Below are 19,185 nucleotides of genomic sequence, written 5' to 3' on the forward strand. Positions count from 1 at the left end.
AATGGGATGAAACAGACAAGGCGAAGGTGTGCCGCGCGCAACGTGCAGGCACGCAGATGTGCTGCCGATAACGCCATCAGAACGCGAAGCACGCGCATCCCAAAGCGCCCCAGAAGCTACGCAGATCATCGCTGGGGACGGCGTGTTGCCCCGCATGCGCGTGCGCGCCGTGGGCGCGACACGCGTGGCCGTGCGCATGCGTGTGCGTTGCAGCGGACAGCCCGCTTACCCCGCCTCCAACCTGGTAGCCGCCGAACCGATTCACCGGCGACCAGTCCGGCATGGCAGGCGGCAACGTGGGGGCGAGCGCGGCAAAGTCGCCATCGCCATGCACGACACGCCCGCCCAGCACGGTCAGCACGCTGGTGATGTCGGCGATGGCCGCATCGTCGATGCGGAAGTAATCGTCAGACAACACGATGAAGTCGGCCAACTGCCCCACCGCCAAGGTACCCTTGCGGGTCTCGTCGCCGGAAAACCAGGCGCTGCCCTGTGTCCACAAGCGCAACGCCTGTTCGCGATCGAGCAGATTCTCGTCGCCGTACAGGGCCAGACCGCCCACCGTGCGGCCGGTGACCAGCCACGACAGCGCCACCCAGGGGTTGTAGCTGGCCACGCGCGTGGCATCGGTGCCTGCGCCGACCGGAATTCCCGCCGCGAGCATGCGTCGCACTGGCGGCGTCTGCCTTGCAGCCTGCACGCCGTAGCGCTGCACGAACGCCTCGCCCTGGTAGGCCATGCGATGTTGCACGGCGATGCCGCCGTTCAAGGCGCGGATGCGCTCGATATTGCGCGGGGTAATCGTTTCGGCATGGTCGATGAACCAGTGCAGGCCATCGAACGGGATGTCGGCGTTGACCTTTTCATAGACATCGAGAATGCGCGCGATGCTTTCGTCGTATGTCGCATGGATACGGAACGGCCAGCGTTTTTCCACCAGCAGCCGCACCACTTGCTCCAGCTCGGGTTCCAGCTCCGCCGGCAGCTCCGGGCGCGGCTCGCTGAATTGTTCGAAGTCTGCAGCGGAAAACACCAGCATCTCGCCGGCGCCGTTGTGACGCAGCAGGTCATCGCCCTTGCGCACCGGCAGTAATTCGGTCCAGCCGCGGAAGTCCTCGACCTCCTTGCCCTTGTTCTGGGTGAACAGGTTGTAGGCAATGCGCACGCTCAGTTGGCCGGCTGCGTGCAGCTGTTCGATGACCTGGTAATCCTCCGGATAGTTCTGGAAACCACCACCGGCATCGATCACCGAGGTAATCCCGAGCCGGTTGAGCTCGCGCATGAAATGGCGCGTGGAGTTGGCCTGGTATTCCAGCGGAAGACGCGGGCCTTTGGCCAGGCTCGCGTACAGGATCAACGCGTTGGGCTTGGCCAGCAGCAGACCCGTGGGGTTGCCCAACTTGTCGCGCTCGATGCGCCCGCCCAGCGGATCCGGCGTGGTCTTGTCGTAGCCGCAGGCTCGCAGCGCAGCACGATTGAGCAAGGCACGGTCGTACAGATGCAACAGAAACACCGGCGTGTCCGGCGCGATGGCGTTGATCTCCTCGAGCGTGGGCAGGCGTTTTTCAGCGAACTGATATGCAGTGAAGCCGCCCACCACGCGCACCCACTGCGGCGCTGGCGTGCGATCGACCTGCGCCTTCAGCATCGCCATCGCATCGGCCAGCGAGCGCACGCCATCCCAGCGCAGCTCCAGGTTGTAGTTCAGGCCACCCCGGATCAGATGGGTGTGGCTGTCGTTGAGGCCGGGCAGCAGACGCCGCCCCTGCGCATCGATGGCGCGCACGCCCCGCGCCAAGGCCATGATCTTTGCATCGTCGCCGACTGCCACGATGCGTCCATCGGCAACGGCGATGGCCGTGGCAGTGGGCTGGCGCGGATCGAGCGTGGTGATGCGCGCATTGCGAACGACGAGATCGACCATTGGAGACTTTCCTGGCGCAGACGAGGCAGCCGGCAATGCACCCAACGCAAGACCGGCTGCGGCGCCCTGCATCCACCAGCGTCGACCGGCATCGTGATCGCCCGGTGTGCGACTCATGCCGCAGGCCTGCGCAGACGATCCAGCGACCATTCGCCCCCACCGGCTGCAGCGACTGCCAGCAACACCACCATCCACATCAGCGGATATTCCATACCGCCGTGCATCCAGAACCATCCCTTGGGCACGGCCACCAGCACGGTGGTTGCGATGAACAGCGCTGCCAGTGCGGCGCTGGCACGCGTCCACACCCCGAGCAAGACCGCCAGCCCGGACAGGCTCTGTACCAGGGCCAGCAGCAGCGGCAACGGTGCAGCGGATGGAAGGCCGAACTGCTGCAACTCAGCGGCAAACCCGGTCAAGCCCGGTCCACCGAACCAGCCCAGCAACTTCCCAAGCCCGTGCGGCAGCAGGAAGCCGCCACCAGCGATGCGCAGCATCAGCAACGCTGACGAAAGTCCGGCGCTGCCACGTGGTGCCGATCGGTTCAATGCCCGCCTTCCTGCGCGCCGAACATGCTTTTGGCGTACTGGATGCCGATGCCGTAGCCGCCGGCATGCGCGCGTGCAATGCCGGTGGTCAGCGCATAGGTGTCGCTACGTGCCCAGTCGCGCTGCAATTCCAGCAGGTACTGCACACTGGTCATGGGCGCAGCGCCGGCCTGCACCATGCGCGTGACGGCACGTTCGTGTGCCTCGTCGCTCACATCGCCGCAAGCATCGGTGATGACGTACACCTGGAACCCTTGTTCGATCGCCGACAGTGTCGGACCCACGATGCACACGCTGGTCCATAGGCCGGCGATCACCAGACGCTGCTTGCCGAGTGCGTTGACGCGATCGATCACGCCCTGGTCTTCCCAGGCGTTCATGCTGGTGCGATCGAATACCGGCTCACCCGGAAAGATGTCCGGCAACTCGGGGAACAACGGGCCGGAAAACGATTTTTCTGCGACGGTGGTCAGGATCACCGGCACCTTGAACCCTTTGGCACCCTTTGCAATCAAGGACACGTTGTTGCGCAGCGCCGAAATGTCGATGGTGTGCGTGGCGAACGCCATCTGCGATTGATGGTCGATCAGAATCAGGGTGTGATCGCCAGGCGATAGCAAGGATGCGCCGGGCACGGCAGTTGCAGTGGTCATGCGGGTTGCTCCATGGAAAGTGAAACCGGTTCACCGCCGCGCCGCTGCGATGGGGGCATGTGTGCAGCGCCGCATGCTTGCATTGCCATCTGCGCGGCGAAACGCGCCGGCGTGCACCCGGTGGCATTGCGGAAACTGCGAACGAAGTGGCTTTGATCGAAGAAGCACAGATCGGTCGCGATCTGGCTGATGGTGTGGCCGCCTTCGCGCAACATCGCCTGGGCACGTTCGAGCCGACGAAGACGCAGGTATTCCATTGGACTGGCCCCGACCGCATCGCGAAACACGCGGGCGAAATGGAAACGGCTCATGCAGGCCGCTTGCGCAAGATGCGCCACGCTGACAGGTTCGTACAGATGCGTATCGATGTACTGCATTGCGCGCGCAACGGCGCGCACACGCGGCGCCTGCGTTTGCATGCGCCCTGCAGCATGCATATCGGGGCAGGCAACAGCAAGCAGAGGTGCCATGGGGCGTCTCCGGGGGGAATGAGCGCATGGTGACGGGAACAGCCGCGCTGCCCAACCCCTGATGGTGAGGCGAATCGTTCCCTCTTTCGGGGGAGCGCTTGCTCGTCTTCGCCGCAGGCAGCCGCCTGGATGCGATGCGCGTTCGATAGAGCGCGGCGTCATGCGCCGATGCAGTGCCAATGCGAGCGAGAGAACGCAGACGCATCGCCGACACCGCGCGGATCAGGCAGCGCAGCTTTTCAGTCTCGCGATCAACATGAAACCGCGCGTCGAAGCAGGCGGGAAGCAAACGCAACCGCAACGCGGCGCGGTCGTGCTGCAGCATGAGGCGTGACGCGCTGCCCTACAGTTCCCGCATCACGCGTGCGGCGCGCGTCGGTCGCTAAACGAATTCGCCCCGTACGTCCCTCCCCCGAAAGAGGTGTTGGTGCTTCCCCCGATCCCGCCCGACAATGATGCGATGCCGCATGAGTCCGTCATCCATTCGCTGTCCGCATCGCGCTTGCGCGCGGCAACGGTCGTGGCGCTGTGGTGGCTGCTCCTGCTCTGCCGCCCCGCCTGCGCAGCCGGCATCGCCGCGACCCGCGACGGGCTGCTGCAGTTCCACCACACGGCTTGGAGCATCGAGCGCGGTGCGCCGGCCGACATCTGGGACATCCAGCAAGCCGATGGCGGCGCGCTGTGGCTGGCGACTGGCTTTGGGCTGTTCAAGTTCGACGGCGAACACTTCACCCGGCAGGCAGCGCCGGAGGGCGAAGCCTATGCGTCGCACAACATGACCGCGCTGTCGCTGACCACCGACGACGGCGCGTGGATCGGCTATTTCAATGCCGGCATCGATCGCCTGGCCGACGGCCATCTCACCCATTTCGTCCCCGGCAAGGATGTGCCGGATGGGATGGTCTTCCGCATCGAGCGCGATGGCAGCGGCCGCCTGTGGGCCGCCATCGATGGCGGGCTGTGCTGGTTCGACGGACGGCGCTGGCATCGCGCCGGTGCCGACTGGGGCTACCCGGAATCCAGCGCGCAGTGGCTGCTGCGCGATCGCCGCGGCATCCTGTGGGTGAGCGATGGCAGCCGCATCCTGTCGCTGCAACCGGGTGCACGACGCTTTGAATTCAGTGGCCAGCAGATTGGGCACTTCACCACCATGGCCGAGCACCCGGACGGCACGATCTGGGTTGCCGATCCGCACCGCGGCGTGTTCGCGCTCACCGATGCGCACGGTGCGGTGTTGCCTGCCGTGGCACGCAACCAGCTGCAGTTTCCCGGCTTGTTCGCGCACCGCATCGGTTTCATGCGCGACGGCGCGCTGTGGGGTAGCGACTACATCGCAGGCGGGGTGTTCCGTGTCGCCCACCCCACATCGCCGGCGCCGGTGCTCGAACGCTATGGCCCGCTGCAGGGTCTGACTTCCTCCACGGCCGGCCCGCTGTTGGAAGACCACGAAGGCAATCTCTGGGCCGGCACCAATCTGGGGCTCAACCGCTTCCGCCATCGTGCCCTGCTCCCGCTGGCGGCCTTGCTGCCCGGCCAGACCACCGCGGTGGCGGTCTTCGCAACCGTCGCCACGCCAAGCGCACCGGTGTTGCTGGCGGTCCTGCGCGACGAGCGCCAGCTGGCATTGACGCGCACCGGCATCCAGGCCCTGCAACGCGGCGCGCCTGTCAGCGTGCTGCAGGTGCCGTCCAACGCCAACGGCTGGTTGCTCGGCGACAACCGCCTGCTGCGCCTGCACGCAGGCCGCACGCACTCCCTGCCCTTGCCGCAGGACGCGCGCACCGGATCGATCCGCGCGTTTGCCGTCGATGCCCAGGACGCGCCCTGGGCTTGTCCCGATGCCAGCGGCCCGCAGCGCTGGGACGGCCTGCGTTGGCAGCCGATTGCCAGCTTGCAGGACCACCCCTGTTCGGTCCTGCTGGCCGCGCCCGATGGCGCGCTGTGGGTGGGCAGCGTCACAGGCGAGCTCAGCGTGCTGCGTGGCGCGCAGGTGCGGCACTACAGCGCCAACCATGGCCTGTCAGTCGGCCCGATCACCGCCATTTGGCACAGCGCGTCCCTCACCCTGGTGGCCGGCGAAAGCGGGCTGGCCGTACTCGGCAGCGATGGCCGCTTCCAGCAGGTGGCCGATCAGGCCAATCCGGTGTTGCAAGGCATCACCGGCATCGTGCGCGACCGTCACGACACCTTCTGGTTGAACGGCAATCGCGGCGTCGTCCAAATCGGCCGGCAGGCACTGCTGCGCAGCCTGCGCAACGGCGTGGTCAGCCCCTCGCTGCGCCTGTACGACATCATGGATGGCCTGCCCGGCGTCGCCCAGCAGGCGACCCCGGTGCCCACCGCGATCGCCGCGGCCGATGGCCTGCTCTGGTTCACCACCAACCAGGGCCTGGCCTGGCTCGATCCCGAGCAAACTTATCGCAACCCCACCGCGCCCAAGGTCTTCATCACCGACGTGGTGGCCAACGACCGGCCTTACCCGCGTCAGGACGGCCTGCACCTGCCCAAGTGGACCGACCGTCTGCGCATCGGCTACGACGCGATCAGCCTCACCCGCCCGGAGCGCGTGCGGTTCCGCTACCGGCTGGAAGGGGTGGATGCACGTTGGCAGGACGCCGGCAACCGCAACGAGGCCTTCTATACCAACCTTGCGCCCGGGCGTTACCGCTTCCGTATCGCGGCCGCCAACAACGACGGCCTGTGGAATGCGCGCGGCGACACCCTGGCCTTCGTCATCGAACCGGCCTTCATCCAGACCTGGCAGTTCAAGGCCTGCTGCGCGCTGGCGTTGCTGCTGGCGCTGGGCATTGCCTGGCGCATGCGTACCCGGCAGGTGGCCGGGCGCCTGCGCGCGCGTCTGGAAGAGCGGTACCGCGAACGCGAACGCATCGCCCGCGAACTGCACGACACCCTGCTGCAGGGCACCCAGGGGCTGATCCTGCGGCTGCATGCCGCCAGCCGCTCGCTCCCCTGGAACGATCCGCGCCGGCTAGAGCTGGAACAGGCGGTGGATCTGGCCGAAAACGCCCTTGCCGAAGGCCGCGATCGCGTCAACGGCCTGCGCGACAGCCAGTCCCTGCACGAAGACCTGGCCGCCGCCCTGCAACGGGCGCGCAACGCCACCATGCCGCCGCCCACGGCCGCGCTGCAGGTTGCCGTCGAAGGCCGGCCCGTGCGCCTGCGTCCCCTGGTGGCCGACGAGCTGTTCCAGCTCGGGCGCGAAGCACTCGCCAATGCCGACCGGCACGCCGATGCCGCCGGCATCGCGCTGGAACTGCGTTACGGTTCTCGTGACTTCACGCTGCGCATCCGCGACGATGGCCGCGGCCTGGACCCGGATGTACTGCACGGCCATGCCCGCACCGGGCACTGGGGCCTGACCGGCATGCAGGAACGCGCGCAGCGCATCGGCGCCAAGATGCAGCTGTGGTCGCGTCCCGGCAGCGGCACCGAAATCCAGATCACCCTGCCCGCCCATGCCGCCTACCTGCACGCCAAGCGGTGGTGGTGGCCATTTCACACCGCACGATCCACGGAGAGCTCCAATGGCTGACAGGGTCCGACCAACCGAGGTGCTGGTGGTAGACGACCATCCGCTGCTGCGCGATGGGCTCAGCGCCATGCTCGCCGCCGAGCACGACATGCGCGTGGTCGGCGAAGCGGAAGACGGCGAACAGGCAGTGGCCTGCTATACCCGGCTGCGCCCGGACGTGGTGTTGATGGATCTGCAGATGCCGCGCGTGGACGGTGTCCAAGCCATCCAGCGCATCCGCCAGGTCGACTCCGCCGCCAAGGTCATCGTGCTGACCACCTATACCGGCGACGTACGCGCGGTGCGCGCCCTGCAGGCAGGTGCCTGCGGCTACCTGCTCAAGAGTGCGCTGCGCCGCGAGCTGGTCGACACCATCCGCGACGTGCGCCGCGGTCAGCGCCGACATGTGCCGGCCTCGGTAGCCGAAAATATCGCCGCCCATGTGCTCGACGATGCGCTGTCCGCCCGCGAGACCGAAGTGCTGAACCTGGTCGCCACCGGCTGCTCCAACAAGCAGATCGGCAGTGCATTGAGCATCTCCGAGGAAACGGTCAAGGCACATATGAAGAACATCCTGGGCAAGCTCGGCGTGCGCGATCGCACCCACGCGGTCACCGTCGCGCTGCGGCGCGGGATCCTGTCGCTGGAGACCTGAGCGGCGGCTTGGCCATCCTGGGCCCAGCCAGGGGCGGCTTTTGCTACACGGTCGACCATTCTTGAACGCGAGGCGACGGGCGCGATAGCTCCGCGCGCTCAAACCGATCGGCTTACGCTATCGTATGCACCGCCAAGCGGCATGGGGGCCGCTTCAGCATCTGGTTCGGCAGCCGATAACGGCTACGTCCAGCCGCCGCACTGCGCTGCGGCGGCACTCGACTTAATCATTAAACGCGTTCAGGGGAATTGCGATGCTTCGTCACTCTTTGCGGGTGCGCCTGCTGTTGCCGGTGCTGGCCTTGGTGCTGGTTGTGGTGGTGGCACTGACGGTCATTCTGGCCATTACCGAAGCGAACCGGGTCAAGTTCGAAGCCGGCGACGCGATCGAGCGCCAGTCGGTGTCCTTGCAGACCTTGTTCGCGGTCACCCGCGCCATGATGCTGGACCGCGTCAATTCCTCCATGCGCCAGCTGCGCAAGGAAGCCAGCAAGGAAGGCGCGCCCAGCGTCGGCAACGACGTCCGCGTGGCCGATCGTAGCGCCAACGACCTGCTGCTGGGCCAGCGCTCGCAGGCAAATGCCTTCACCTTGGTCGATGATGTCACCGCCATCCACGAAGGTACCGCCACGCTGTTCTCGCGTACCGGCGACGACTTCGTGCGTATCTCCACCAACGTCAAGAAGGACGACGGCAGCCGCGCCATCGGCACCGTGCTCGATCCGAACGGCCAGGCCGCTGCCAAGCTGCGTAACGGCGAAAGCTTCTACGGCGTGGTCGATATTCTCGGCAACCCGTACGTCACCGGCTACGAGCCGATCTTTGCCGGCAACGACAAGCGCGTGATCGGTGCCTGGTACGTCGGGTACAAGGCCGACACCCAAGCGCTGGAAAACGTGGTCAGCAGCCGTCGCGTGCTCGACTCCGGCTTCATTGCCGTGTTTGACAGCAAGAACAAGCTGCGCTTCCAGTCCACCACTGGCGCCACCACCGATACCGCCACCATCGAGCGTATCGTCAAGGACACCCCGGATGATTGGGTCGTCACCAAGGAACAGGTACCCGATTGGGGCTTCACCCTGGTCTCGGCCTATCCCAAAAGCGACGTCAATGGCGTGATCGTGCGCCAGTCGCTGTGGATCGCCGGCATCGGTCTGCTGGTGTGCGCCCTGTTGCTCGGCCTGCAGTGGGCCTTGATCTGGAGCCGCGTGTTGCGCCCGATCCAGCACTTGACCACCGTGGCCGAAGAACTGAGCCTGGGCAAGTGGAACCACACCATCGCAGAGGTCAACCTCAAAGATGAAATCGGTACTCTGGCGCGCGCCATCTCCCGCTTGTCCAACAGCGTCCGGTTGGCCATGGAGCGCCTCAGCAAACGCTGAGTCGCTGTCACCCATTCCGTACCTGATGCTGCAAGGAAGACGCCATGTCCACTGAATTCCGTCCGCTGATCGAGATCCTGCGCGAGCTCAGAGCGCTGGCATTGAAGAAGGCGTCCGGCTTTCTGTTCATCGTCACCGAGGAAAACCACTCCTGCATCGTCCGCATCAACAGCGGGCAGATCGAAGAAGTGGTGTTCCGCATGCTGCGCAACGATGAGGCGGTACAACGCCTCACCATGGTCAACGCGGCCAAGGCGCGCTTCCAGGCCGACCCCGGTGCCGGCCTGGGCAAGCCCTCGCTGTTGAGCGACGACTCGCGGCAATGGTTGATGGGCGGTTTTGAACAGGATCTGGGCGGCGCACCGTCGCCGGTGCGTGCGCCGGCTGCCCCGGCACCGACACCCGCACCTGCTGCAACCGTCGCAAGCGCGAGTGCGGCGCCGGTTGCCAGTGGCGACAACGCCGGGCCAGACGAGCGCGTTCGCGGTGCACTGGAAGCGGTCGCGTTGAACTACCTGGGCCCGATCGCCGGCATGCTGTGCGATGAAGCCTGGGACGCCTCCGGCGACATCGAGCAGGTGCTCAACCAGCTCGCCGCCAACCTGGGAACACCGCAGGAAGCACAGAAGTTCATGGCCGATGCCCGCGTGGCATTGGCCAAGGTTCGCTGAGAAGCATCTTCAGTTCGGGCCATGCATCAAGCCGCGCACTGCGCGGCTTTTTTGTGGGCGCGGCAGTGGCGCTGGCCATGCGCTGCAACGTCACACAACGTCAGCGCAGGCCGAACATCGGCTATGCGTTGCTGGTTTGCGAAGCGTACTCAAAGGCCAGCGTGGCGATAGATCATGGCATCCGACGCTAGCTCAGCACGGCGGCCATCCGCAAACGCGCAGCTCATGCAGATCGCCATGCGCACCGGAGCGTTGCAGATTGCTCCACAGACGTTTTTGCCGGTGCTGGATCCGGTAGAAGCGCCGCGTCAGCCGCGGCAAGGTGGTCTGCACAATCACCGGCCGGCCCAGCGTCGCCGATGCGCTGGAGCGTGAGCCGGATGCGCCCAGCCCAATCGACCAGGCAGTCCAGGCGCGGGCCGGCAGCCGCCGCAAACGGTCTGGATCGGAAAAGTCTGTCACCCGCTCCTCCGCACACTACGCTGTCGAGGTGCCCGTTCGCGAACAGTACGCTGCGCTGGATTGGCTTCCCCCAGCTGGGGCGCAAAACGCCCGCGTACCAGAATCGGGGGCGGCCCTGCGGACCCCGGTACGCCCATGCATGCCGACCTGGCAGCGTCCAGCACCGTGACTTGGGAACACGATGCGGCCCCCTTCGCCGCAGCGGCCGCGGGTGATTTGCCGGCATTCAACGACGAGGAGCTCGCATGGTTGATGGAACTAGTTCCTCTGTGAGGCTCGGTCGGGAACGACCCGAGCGTTGGCAGGGACTCGTGCAATAAAGCTTGCGCTGTCGGCGAGCGCGCTCACTTTTAGCTGTTTTTTGCGCGAATCCCCACCGGCCCTCATCTAGGCCTGTCGCCGTCGGCACTGCGCCAGACCATCCGACATGGAAGGCCGCATCGGCGCGCGACTGTTGAACCGCGCGACGCGCAGCCTGGCACCCTCGGCGAGTGGCGAACTGCTCAACAGCAGCATCGCGCCGCTATTTCGCAAGATGACGGCTGCCGTCGCCGACGCCGGTGAGGCGACAGGCCAGATGTGTGGCGCGGCGCATCAACACGCTGGGGATGGCTGCACGCACCATCATTGCGCCGCGACTTGCGCGCTTCCATCACCCACACCCTGATGTCGTGCTCGACATCGTGCTCGAAGACGCGCTCGCCACACGCGTGGTTGGCCGTTTTGATGCGGGCATCCGCGTCGGCGACCAGCCGGAGAAAGACGTGGTAGCGGTCCGCCCGACGCCGGATTTGCCGTCAGGTCGCCGGACGACCTGGCACGTCGAGGAACGCCCGAGTCGCCCGCCCAACTGCATGACCACGCCTGCATCACTGGCGGCTCAAATGGATGGCAGGCACCATCGCTGGAGTTCGACAAGTGCGGGCAACGCCTTGAGGTGGCGGTGGGCGGCCCGTTGGCCACCAAGCGCGCCGATATCGGCATTGCTGCTGCGGCGAACGGGCTCGACGTCACCTATCACGTCGAGCGGGATGGCGTGGGCGAATGATGGGCCCGGGGGCGTTTGGTGCAGATCCTGGCGGACTGGTCGATCGCGCCCGGGGCTGTTTCTGTGCTACCCGAACAGGCAGCATCGACCAGCGCTCCTTGGCGCCTTCATCGATTGCCTATTGGACCGACCACCGTTCGATCCGGTTTAGGGTTGGGCCTGCGCCACCGCTGGAGAGGGAACCGAGCTACAGGTTTGCAGACGGAGCCGCGGGCTGCAGCAACACGCGAACCAGCGGATTCGGGAAGCGCCGCGACATCGTGACCGCATGGAACGTCTCCACGATCGCCGGCAATTGATCGCCTTCCATCAGCGCGCCAGCGGCAATCTCGTCCTTGACCACGATCGGCGGCAGGACCGCCAGGCCGATGTCCTCGCGGGCAAGCAGTCGCATCATCGCCATGTCTTCCACTTCCGCCACGATCTGCGGCCGCACGCCCAGGCGGTCGGCCAGCGCATCGAAGCCGATGCGCACGCTGCTATCCACCGTTGGCAGGATGATGGGATGGCTGCGAAGGCGGTCGGCGAAGCGGGCCGCATGGCCCAGGCGGTCCGGCGTGCCCACCAGGCTGACCGGATACTCCGCGAGCCGGTGGGTGACGAAGGGGGACAGCGCATCGCCGGCCGGCGCCCGGTTCAGCAGCACCACGTCGAGATTGAGCGCCTCCAGCGCGCGCAGCAGTTCACCCGCGCTGCCCGACCGCAGAATGAGGTCGATGTCGGTGCGGCCCAGCAGTGGGCGCAGGAACTCCATCTGGAAGTTGCGCGACAGCGTGGCCAGCGAGCCGACCCGCAGCGCCTGCCGCGCCGCACCTGTCTGCCGCAGCGTGCCGAGCAGCTCATCGCCAGTGGCGAAAATCGCATCGGCATGGTCGAGCGCGATCTGCCCGGCCTCGGTCAGGTGCAGTTGTCGCCCGCGGCGTTCGAACAGCGCGTGGCCCAGGCGCTCCTCCAATTTGCGGATTTGCACCGATAGCGCCGACTGGGTGAGGTTCAGACGCTCGGCAGTACGGGTGAGGTTCCCGTCGTGCGCGACCGTCCAGAAGTAGCGCAGGTGGTTGTAGTTCAAGGCGGCCATATCATTCGATAATAGCGAACGAATCTGCAATAACAATGAATTTTTATTCAATCCCACCGATCGATATCGTGGCGCGGCCCTCCACCACGCTCGTTCCTAGGGGATTGCCTTGTCGCTCTATCTACTCCCACTGTTCGCACCACTCCTGCTGCTGACCGCCGCTGTCGTCGCCCTGGTTCTCGACGGTCGCCGTCCACGCAAAATCCCCCTGCTCGCCGAAGGCGCCGCGCTCGGCGCGCTCTGCATCGCGATCGCATCGCTGGCGCTGGTGCTGGTGCGAGGCACCGGCGCCAGCCCACTGATCGGATGGGGCGATGTCGGCCTGTCTGCGCGGCTGGACGCGGTCAGCGTGACGATGCTGCTGCTGGTGGCCTTCGTTGGCTGGATCGTGGTGCGGTACGCACGCACCTATCTCGACGGCGAGGCACGCCAGGGCTATTTCACCGGCTGGCTGTGCATGGCGCTGGCCGCGGTGCTGCTGCTGGTGCAGGCCGGCAACCTGGTCCAGGTCGTCGTCGCCTGGATCGCCACCAGCATTGCGATGCATCGCCTGCTGCTGTTCTATCCCGAGCGCGTGGAGGCGCAGCGCGCAGCCCGCAAGAAGCGCGTGTTCTCCACCACCGGCGGTATCGCCCTGACCTGCGCCGCGGCGCTGATCTGGAAAAGCATGGGCACGACCGATATCGCCACGATAAATACGCTGGCCGCGCGCGGGCAGCACTCCTGGGCGCTGGTCGCGGCGGCCGCCCTGATCGCACTTGCGGCGGTGCTGAAATCGGCGCAGTTCCCCACCCACGGCTGGCTCACCGAGATGATGGAAGCGCCCACGCCGGTATCGGCCTTGCTGCACGCCGGCATGGTCAACGGCGGCGGCTTCCTGCTGATCCGCTTTGCCGACCTGATGCTTGCCGCCCCCGGCGTGCTCGCCGTGCTGGCCATGCTGGGCGGGTTCACCGCCCTGTTCGGTGCGCTGGTGATGCTGACCCAGCCGGCGGTCAAGACCTCGCTGGCCTGGTCCACGGTCGCGCAGATGGGATTCATGATGCTCCAATGCGGCCTGGCGCTGTTCCCGCTGGCCCTGCTGCACATCGTGGCGCACTCGCTCTACAAGGCGCATGCGTTCCTGGCCTCGGGTGGAGCAGTCGAGCAAGTGGCGGCCATTCGCCGGCCCGGACCGGTCGCCGTTCCGAATGGGTCGGCGGTCGGCCGCGCATTTCTGATCGCACTGGCGATCTATCTCGGCATCGGCACGGCCTTCGGGTTCACCTTCGGCTTCGGGCACAAGTCGCCGCAGGCGCTGGCACTGGGCGCGATCCTGATCTTCGGTGTCGCCTACCTGCTGGCCCAGGGCCTTGCCGATGCCGCCCCACGCCCCCTCACCCGCAGGACCGCGATCTACGCCAGCGCCGCGGCGATCGGCTACTTCGCGCTGCAGACCGCCGCCGAATGGCTGACGGCCGGCGTGCTGCCGGCGACACCGGCACCAGGACGGCTGGAGTGGACGCTGATGACGCTGGCGGTGCTGAGCTTCGGGCTGGTGGCGGTCGCACAGGCGCTGTTTCCGCTCTGGGCATCGCACCCCGCTGCCGCCGGGCTCCGCGTCCACCTCTCCAATGGGCTGTATGCCAACGCCACGATCGATCGCCTGCTTGGCGGCTGGTCCGTTCGCAAGACCTCCTGACCCTCCCACCGCCAGGCACCCATGCTGATGACCACCACGACCGCCACCTTGTCTCCGTCCCTCTCCCACGATGCGGTCATCGCCGCCGCCCAGCGTGCGGCACGCGCCATCCCGCCGCTGTGGCCGCTCGCCTCCAGCGTTGCGGTCAACCCCTTCCTCGGCCAGGCCGGCGAGCCGCTGCAAATGGCGGCGGCGCGGCTGCGGCGTGCCTCCGGTATCGCCGTCACCATGCCGCGGCACTGGTATGCAGAACGGCTACAGTCCGGCGCGATCACCGAAAACGATCTGCAGGCGGCTTTGCAGAACGCGCCGGCCGCGCTGCGCCCGCCAAGCGTGTCCGCGCTCGAACACGCCATCCAAGCCGCACGCCCTGCCCCGCAAGCGATCCCCACGGTCGCCGAGCTGGCCCGCGACGCCGCCGCGATCGACTGGCCCGGCATCGTCAACGAGCGTATCGGTCACTGGGCCGCCGGCTACTTCGACCAGGGCCAGGCGCTCTGGGCGCTCGGCCAGTCCGGTGGCGCTTACGGCACCTGGCGCCTCATCGCGACCCACGACCTGACTCCGGAAATCGCCGGCCTGTCAGGTTTCGCACGGTATGTGGCAGAGGCGCCAGCCAATGCCGAAGACGCCATTGTCGACTGCGTCGCTCGCCTGGGACTTTCGCAGGACGCGCTGGAGGGGTATTTCCACCGCTTGCTGACCACGCTGGGCGGCTGGGGCCAGCTCGCCCGGTATCGGCTCTGGCAGGCAGAGTTGAACGGCGCCACCGATGCATGCGTCACCGACCTGCTCGCCATCCGCATGCTCTGGGAGGCCGCGCTGCTGGGTCACGGCGGCTGCGCGCTGGTGCCTGGCTGGCAGACGGCCGTTGCCGCCTACGCCGAGCCGGTCGCTGCGACGTCGGACGATGTCATCGACAGCATCCTGCAGGAAGCGGCCGAACGTGCCGCGCAGCGCAAGCTCAACGCCGTGCTGGCCGCGCCAGCGCCGGCCCAGGTCGCACCTGGCCGTGCGCAGCTGCAAATGGCGTTCTGCATCGATGTACGCTCGGAAGTGTTTCGCCGGGCGCTGGAAAGCCTCGATGCGGGCATCCAGACCCTCGGGTTTGCAGGATTTTTCGGCTTGGGCGTCGGCCATCGCCGGTTTGCCTCGGACGTGGTCGAGGCGCGCCTGCCGGTGCTGCTCACTCCAGGTGTAATTACCTGCGCAGGTGACGCGAGCTCCCCGGCCGCCACGTCCGAACGCAGCGCACGGATCGCAGCACGTGCCAAGCGCGCCTGGGGCCGCTTCAGGCTGGCGGCCATTTCCTCGTTCGCCTTCGTCGAGGCCACCGGCCCGATCTACGTCGCCAAGCTGCTGCGCGACGGCTTGGGGCTGGCTCGCCGGCATGCGCCGAACGAGCCTGCGCCGCGTGCTGCCAACGGGCTGGACCTGGACACCCGGCTGACCGTGGCCACGCGCATTCTCAAGGCGATGTCGTTCACCGGCGGCTTCGCCCGGCTGGTGGTCATCGCCGGCCACGGTGCAAACGTGGTCAACAACCCGCATGCGAGCGCGCTGCACTGCGGCGCATGCGGTGGCTATTCGGGCGAAGTGAACGCGCGGTTGCTGGCGTCGCTGCTCAACGACAGCGAGGTGCGCGCCGGTCTTGCCGCACGCGGCATCGTCATTCCCGCCGACACGTTATTCCTGGCCGCACTGCACGACACCACGACCGATGCGGTCACCCTGTACACCGCCGATCACGCTTCGCCCGGGCATGCCGCCGATCTCGCCCAAGCGGCGCAGTGGCTGGCCGCAGCCGGGGCACTGACGCGCGGGGAACGTGCCACGCGCCTGCCGCGGGCGCATCGCAGCCAGGACATCGCACACCGCGCCCGCGACTGGGCCGAGATCCGCCCCGAATGGGCACTTGCCGGCTGCCAGGCCTTCATCGCCGCGCCGCGCTCGCGCACTGCCGGACGCGACCTGGCCGGACGGGCCTTCCTGCACGACTACGACTGGCGATATGACGACGGCTTCGGCGTGCTGGAGTTGATCCTGACCGCGCCGGTCGTCGTGGCCAGCTGGATCAGCCTGCAGTACTACGGATCGACCGTCGCGCCCGAACGTTTCGGCGCCGGCAACAAACTGCTGCATAACGTCACCGGCGGCATTGGCGTGGTCGAGGGCAACGGCGGCATCCTGCGCACGGGGTTGCCGTGGCAATCGGTGCATGACGGCCAACGCCTGACCCACGAACCGCTGCGGCTCTCGGTGCTGATCGAAGCACCGCCCGAAGCGATCGCCAACGTCCTCGAACGTCACCCGCAGGTCCGCGCGCTGTTCGACAATCGGTGGCTGCATCTTTTCAGCCTGGACGACGCAGGCCGCATGGCGCACCGCTACATCGGCGACCTGCAATGGGAGCCGTGCCTCGGCGATGCGCAGCACGCCTAGCGCAATGTCGCGCCGGTGCTCGTGAAGCATCTTCTCGCCCTTCCCGCCGCGACCGTCAGCAGCGGGAGGGCTGGCTTGACGTCTTCTCCCAAGCCAGGCAATACCGCTGGGATCAAAGCAACACGGCAATGCTTGCGCCCAGACGCGGAACCTTCAAGCCCATTTTCCGCTGTCGATTGGGCCATCAAGGCACACGACTTGGTTCGGGCAATCGCAGGATGTACGGCGCCAAGCCGGGGCCAGCGTCGACCGCCGGCTGCCCGTCTAGACGCAAGGATGGCGCACCCGTCGTCCCGCTCAGGCCGCCACTCGACCGGGACGGTAGCTGTATACGAGCCAGCACATCGCTGCGGCGAACACCAGCGTGTGGATCACATCGCCGTGCAGCACCATCAGTTGGGTGACGAATGCGCCGATGGATACACAGGTCAGGAGCGCGGCACCGATTGCGACCGTTGGTCGGCGGATCAGCAGCAGCGCGCCGATCAGCTCGATGCTGCCGGTCAGCAGGCGAAACCACTGGCCCAGGCCGATCTGCTGGAACTCGGCCACCATCTGCGGCTGGCCGCTGAGCTTCATTACGGATGCGGCGAGAAACGCCAGGCCGAATAGCACGCGCAGCGCGATCAGCGACTTGGATTTCAGTGAGCTAGACATGGCATTCCTCGGTGTGACGTTGTGGGATTCGTTGAAGATGGAGATCGGCCGCGCTCAATGTGGTGATCGATGCCGCCGCTGCACAGAGACAACCGTGCTTCGTCATGGACCGCAGGGTGCGGTCTTCCAGCGCGCTATCAGGTCGCAACAGACGCTCGCAGCGCCACCACCGGATGCAGCAGCGCCGCGGCGTTCAATGGGTCAGGACGATCTTTCCTTGCGCGCCGGCTGCGGCGGCTTGCTGCGCATCGCCGAGTTGCTCGAGCGTGAATGTCCTGGCGATCGGAACGACCAGCTCACCGCGAACGGCGGCGTCCAGCACCGCATCGAGCGTCGCGGCATCGGTGCGGTGGTAGATCTCCTGGATCGTCACGCGATCGTTCGCATTCGCTCCTTCCGGCACTGGCACGATGCTGACCACACGGCCGCCGTCGCGAACCTGCGCGATGAGGTGACCCGCCACCGGCGCCGCTGCGCTGATGCCGAAATCGAACGCAGGAGCGTCGACCTGCGCCGTAATGTCCAGGGCTTCGCCCGCCAGCTCGCGCGCTTCGGCGATCCGCTGCGGCCGCACCCCGGCCACGGGCTGGGCACCCAGTTGCCGAAGGTATTGAATCGCCACCCGTCCCACTGCGCCCAGCCCGCCGGAGACAAGGACACGTTGCCCCGCCTTGACACCCAGCGCATCGACGGCCTGCCGTCCGGTCAGCCCTGCCTTGACCAGCGCCGCGCCCTGCTCGAAGCCCAGGCTCGCCGGCAGCCGGGCGATCGAGCTTGCGGGTAGCACCCCGTATTCGGCATGCGCGCCCTTGCCGCTCGCCGCAAAGTCCGCGACGACACGGTCGCCGACCGCCCAACCGGTGACGCCGGGGCCCAGCGCAGCCACGGTGCCAGCGGCGTCGCCACCGAGGATGGCGGGTAGCGGCAACGGAACGTATTGGGCCATGAAGCCTTGCCGCAGGAGGAGGTCGAACGGATTGACCGCAGACGCGGCGATCTTGATCAGCACCTCGCCCGGTCCGGGTTTCGGCGCGGGCACGTCCTCGATCGAGAATTGATCGACGCCGCCATAGGATTTGAGCAGTACAGCCTTCATTGCGAATCTCCTGGAGTTGAACGGCGGCCTGGCGAGGTCGCCGGGCCGACGGAGCGATCGATGGACACCGGCGTCTGGCCGAATCGAACGCTCGATACGGTCAGTCCGCCGAAGAAGTCCGTTTGCTGGTAGGTGGTGGCGCCAGGGTCGTCCCAGGCCGCGCCCACCGCGACCATCAACGGAAGCAGATGGTCCTCTCGCGGATGTGCGATACGGGCCGCAGGAGCGTCCTCCCAACGACGCAGCCGCGCCGCCCGCTCGTCCGAGACCGTCTGGACCAGCGTCTGCTGCAGCCAGGCGTCGAATTTCTGCGACGGTTCTTGGCCGCCCTCGCCGAACATGAGCCGCAGGTTGTGAAAGCTCAGGCCGCTGCCGACGATCAACACCCCCTCCTTGCGCAGCGGCGCCAAGGCGCGGCCAGCTGCCAGATGCAATGCCGGATCGAGGGCTGCGTCGAGCGACAGTTGGACGATGGGGATGTCTTCGTCGGGATACAGCGGCTTCATGATGCTGAAAGTGCCGTGGTCGAAACCGCGCAAGGGGTCTGGCCGCGCGGTGAGGCCTCCGGCGTGCAGCAGCGACAGCACACGCTGCGCGAGCGCAGGGGAACCCGGTGCGCCGTACTTGATCGTGTACAGGTGCTCGGGAAATCCGTTGTAGTCGTAGACCATGCCTGGACGCGCGCCCGAGGAGACGGCAAATCCCACCTCCTCCCAATGGCCGGAGACGACCAGGATCGCCCTGGGCACCGTGCCGAGCTCGGCACGCATGTCGATCAGCGACTGCTCGAGCACGGAAAAGTTGGCGCGAAGATGGCCGCTCATGTACGGCCAGGGACCACCGCCATGACTGATGAAGTAGGTTGGAAGCGTTGTCTCGCGCATGTC

General features: G+C 66.7%; 16 protein-coding genes and 1 pseudogene. 8 read left to right on the plus strand and 9 right to left on the minus strand.

Annotation, left to right across the window (positions count from 1 at the left end; all coding sequences use genetic code 11):
- Positions 1-76: 76 nt before the first annotated feature.
- The 4 genes from FLG15_RS11055 to FLG15_RS11070 all read right to left on the minus strand — a co-directional run bounded on the left by FLG15_RS11055 (position 77) and on the right by FLG15_RS11070 (position 3,562).
- On the minus strand, positions 77-1,924 hold the full coding sequence (locus FLG15_RS11055; RefSeq protein WP_209227784.1) for an amidohydrolase: 1,848 nt from the start codon (positions 1,922-1,924) through the stop codon (positions 77-79).
- A 113-nt stretch (positions 1,925-2,037) separates the two neighbouring features.
- Entirely contained in the window at positions 2,038-2,472 is a 435-nt protein-coding gene (locus FLG15_RS11060) for a DoxX family protein (RefSeq protein ID WP_057678422.1), read from the minus strand.
- Positions 2,469-3,125, minus strand: a complete 657-nt coding sequence (locus tag FLG15_RS11065; protein WP_057678423.1) for a hydrolase — start codon at positions 3,123-3,125, stop codon at positions 2,469-2,471. Before FLG15_RS11065 ends, FLG15_RS11060 begins: the two co-directional genes overlap by 4 nt.
- Entirely contained in the window at positions 3,122-3,562 is a 441-nt protein-coding gene (locus FLG15_RS11070; RefSeq protein WP_081022979.1) for a helix-turn-helix transcriptional regulator, read from the minus strand. Before FLG15_RS11070 ends, FLG15_RS11065 begins: the two co-directional genes overlap by 4 nt.
- 493 nt (positions 3,563-4,055) lie before the next feature.
- Here FLG15_RS11070 and FLG15_RS11075 point away from each other — a divergent pair, with 493 nt between their 5' ends.
- The 4 genes from FLG15_RS11075 to FLG15_RS11090 all read left to right on the plus strand — a co-directional run bounded on the left by FLG15_RS11075 (position 4,056) and on the right by FLG15_RS11090 (position 9,834).
- Positions 4,056-7,148, plus strand: a complete 3,093-nt coding sequence (locus FLG15_RS11075) for a sensor histidine kinase (protein ID WP_150146114.1) — start codon at positions 4,056-4,058, stop codon at positions 7,146-7,148.
- Positions 7,141-7,782: a response regulator gene (locus FLG15_RS11080; RefSeq protein ID WP_057678425.1), complete on the plus strand. Its 642-nt coding sequence runs from the start codon at positions 7,141-7,143 to the stop codon at positions 7,780-7,782. The genes FLG15_RS11075 and FLG15_RS11080 overlap by 8 nt, the downstream gene beginning before the upstream one ends.
- A gap of 253 nt (positions 7,783-8,035) precedes the next feature.
- Complete coding sequence (locus FLG15_RS11085; RefSeq protein ID WP_039574963.1) at positions 8,036-9,163, plus strand: Cache 3/Cache 2 fusion domain-containing protein; 1,128 nt, start codon at positions 8,036-8,038, stop codon at positions 9,161-9,163.
- Positions 9,164-9,207: 44 nt separating this feature from the next.
- Positions 9,208-9,834 carry a DUF8082 domain-containing protein gene (locus tag FLG15_RS11090; RefSeq protein ID WP_057678426.1) on the plus strand — a complete coding sequence of 209 codons (627 nt, stop codon included), beginning with the start codon at positions 9,208-9,210 and terminating at the stop codon, positions 9,832-9,834.
- Positions 9,835-10,026: 192 nt separating this feature from the next.
- On the opposite strand, the gene FLG15_RS11095 is transcribed toward FLG15_RS11090, so the two are convergent.
- Positions 10,027-10,269, minus strand: a complete 243-nt coding sequence (locus tag FLG15_RS11095) for a hypothetical protein (RefSeq protein ID WP_057678428.1) — start codon at positions 10,267-10,269, stop codon at positions 10,027-10,029.
- On the opposite strand from FLG15_RS11095, the pseudogene FLG15_RS11100 reads away from it, so the two are divergent.
- Together FLG15_RS11100 and FLG15_RS23435 are read left to right on the plus strand one after the other, a co-directional pair.
- Positions 10,190-10,569: pseudogene (locus FLG15_RS11100) on the plus strand (hypothetical protein); the annotation flags it as partial. The gene FLG15_RS11095 and the pseudogene FLG15_RS11100 sit on opposite strands and share 80 nt — an antisense overlap.
- A 154-nt stretch (positions 10,570-10,723) precedes the next feature.
- A complete protein-coding gene (locus tag FLG15_RS23435) occupies positions 10,724-10,963 on the plus strand; it encodes a hypothetical protein (RefSeq protein WP_237377023.1) in 240 nt (79 codons plus the stop codon).
- A gap of 568 nt (positions 10,964-11,531) precedes the next feature.
- Here FLG15_RS23435 and FLG15_RS11110 read toward each other — a convergent pair.
- Complete coding sequence (locus FLG15_RS11110) at positions 11,532-12,422, minus strand: LysR family transcriptional regulator (protein WP_057678430.1); 891 nt, start codon at positions 12,420-12,422, stop codon at positions 11,532-11,534.
- 109 nt (positions 12,423-12,531) lie between these two features.
- Here FLG15_RS11110 and FLG15_RS11115 point away from each other — a divergent pair, with 109 nt between their 5' ends.
- Together FLG15_RS11115 and FLG15_RS11120 are read left to right on the plus strand one after the other, a co-directional pair.
- Positions 12,532-14,103: a proton-conducting transporter transmembrane domain-containing protein gene (locus FLG15_RS11115; protein WP_057678431.1), complete on the plus strand. Its 1,572-nt coding sequence runs from the start codon at positions 12,532-12,534 to the stop codon at positions 14,101-14,103.
- A 21-nt stretch (positions 14,104-14,124) separates the two neighbouring features.
- On the plus strand, positions 14,125-16,545 hold the full coding sequence (locus FLG15_RS11120) for a YbcC family protein (RefSeq protein WP_150146117.1): 2,421 nt from the start codon (positions 14,125-14,127) through the stop codon (positions 16,543-16,545).
- Positions 16,546-16,842: 297 nt separating this feature from the next.
- Here the strand turns inward: FLG15_RS11120 and FLG15_RS11125 are convergent, their stop codons facing one another.
- The 3 genes from FLG15_RS11125 to FLG15_RS11135 form a co-directional block, all read right to left on the minus strand.
- Positions 16,843-17,202: a DoxX family protein gene (locus FLG15_RS11125; RefSeq protein ID WP_150146120.1), complete on the minus strand. Its 360-nt coding sequence runs from the start codon at positions 17,200-17,202 to the stop codon at positions 16,843-16,845.
- A 193-nt stretch (positions 17,203-17,395) separates the two neighbouring features.
- A complete protein-coding gene (locus FLG15_RS11130; protein ID WP_150146123.1) occupies positions 17,396-18,298 on the minus strand; it encodes an NADP-dependent oxidoreductase in 903 nt (300 codons plus the stop codon).
- Positions 18,295-19,182, minus strand: coding sequence for a DODA-type extradiol aromatic ring-opening family dioxygenase (locus FLG15_RS11135; protein WP_081022978.1), 888 nt, complete (start codon positions 19,180-19,182; stop codon positions 18,295-18,297). The genes FLG15_RS11130 and FLG15_RS11135 overlap by 4 nt, the downstream gene beginning before the upstream one ends.
- Between the last annotated feature and the right edge of the window lie 3 nt (positions 19,183-19,185).

It is taken from the genome of Xanthomonas phaseoli pv. dieffenbachiae (assembly GCF_008639345.1).
Classification (GTDB): domain Bacteria; phylum Pseudomonadota; class Gammaproteobacteria; order Xanthomonadales; family Xanthomonadaceae; genus Xanthomonas; species Xanthomonas phaseoli.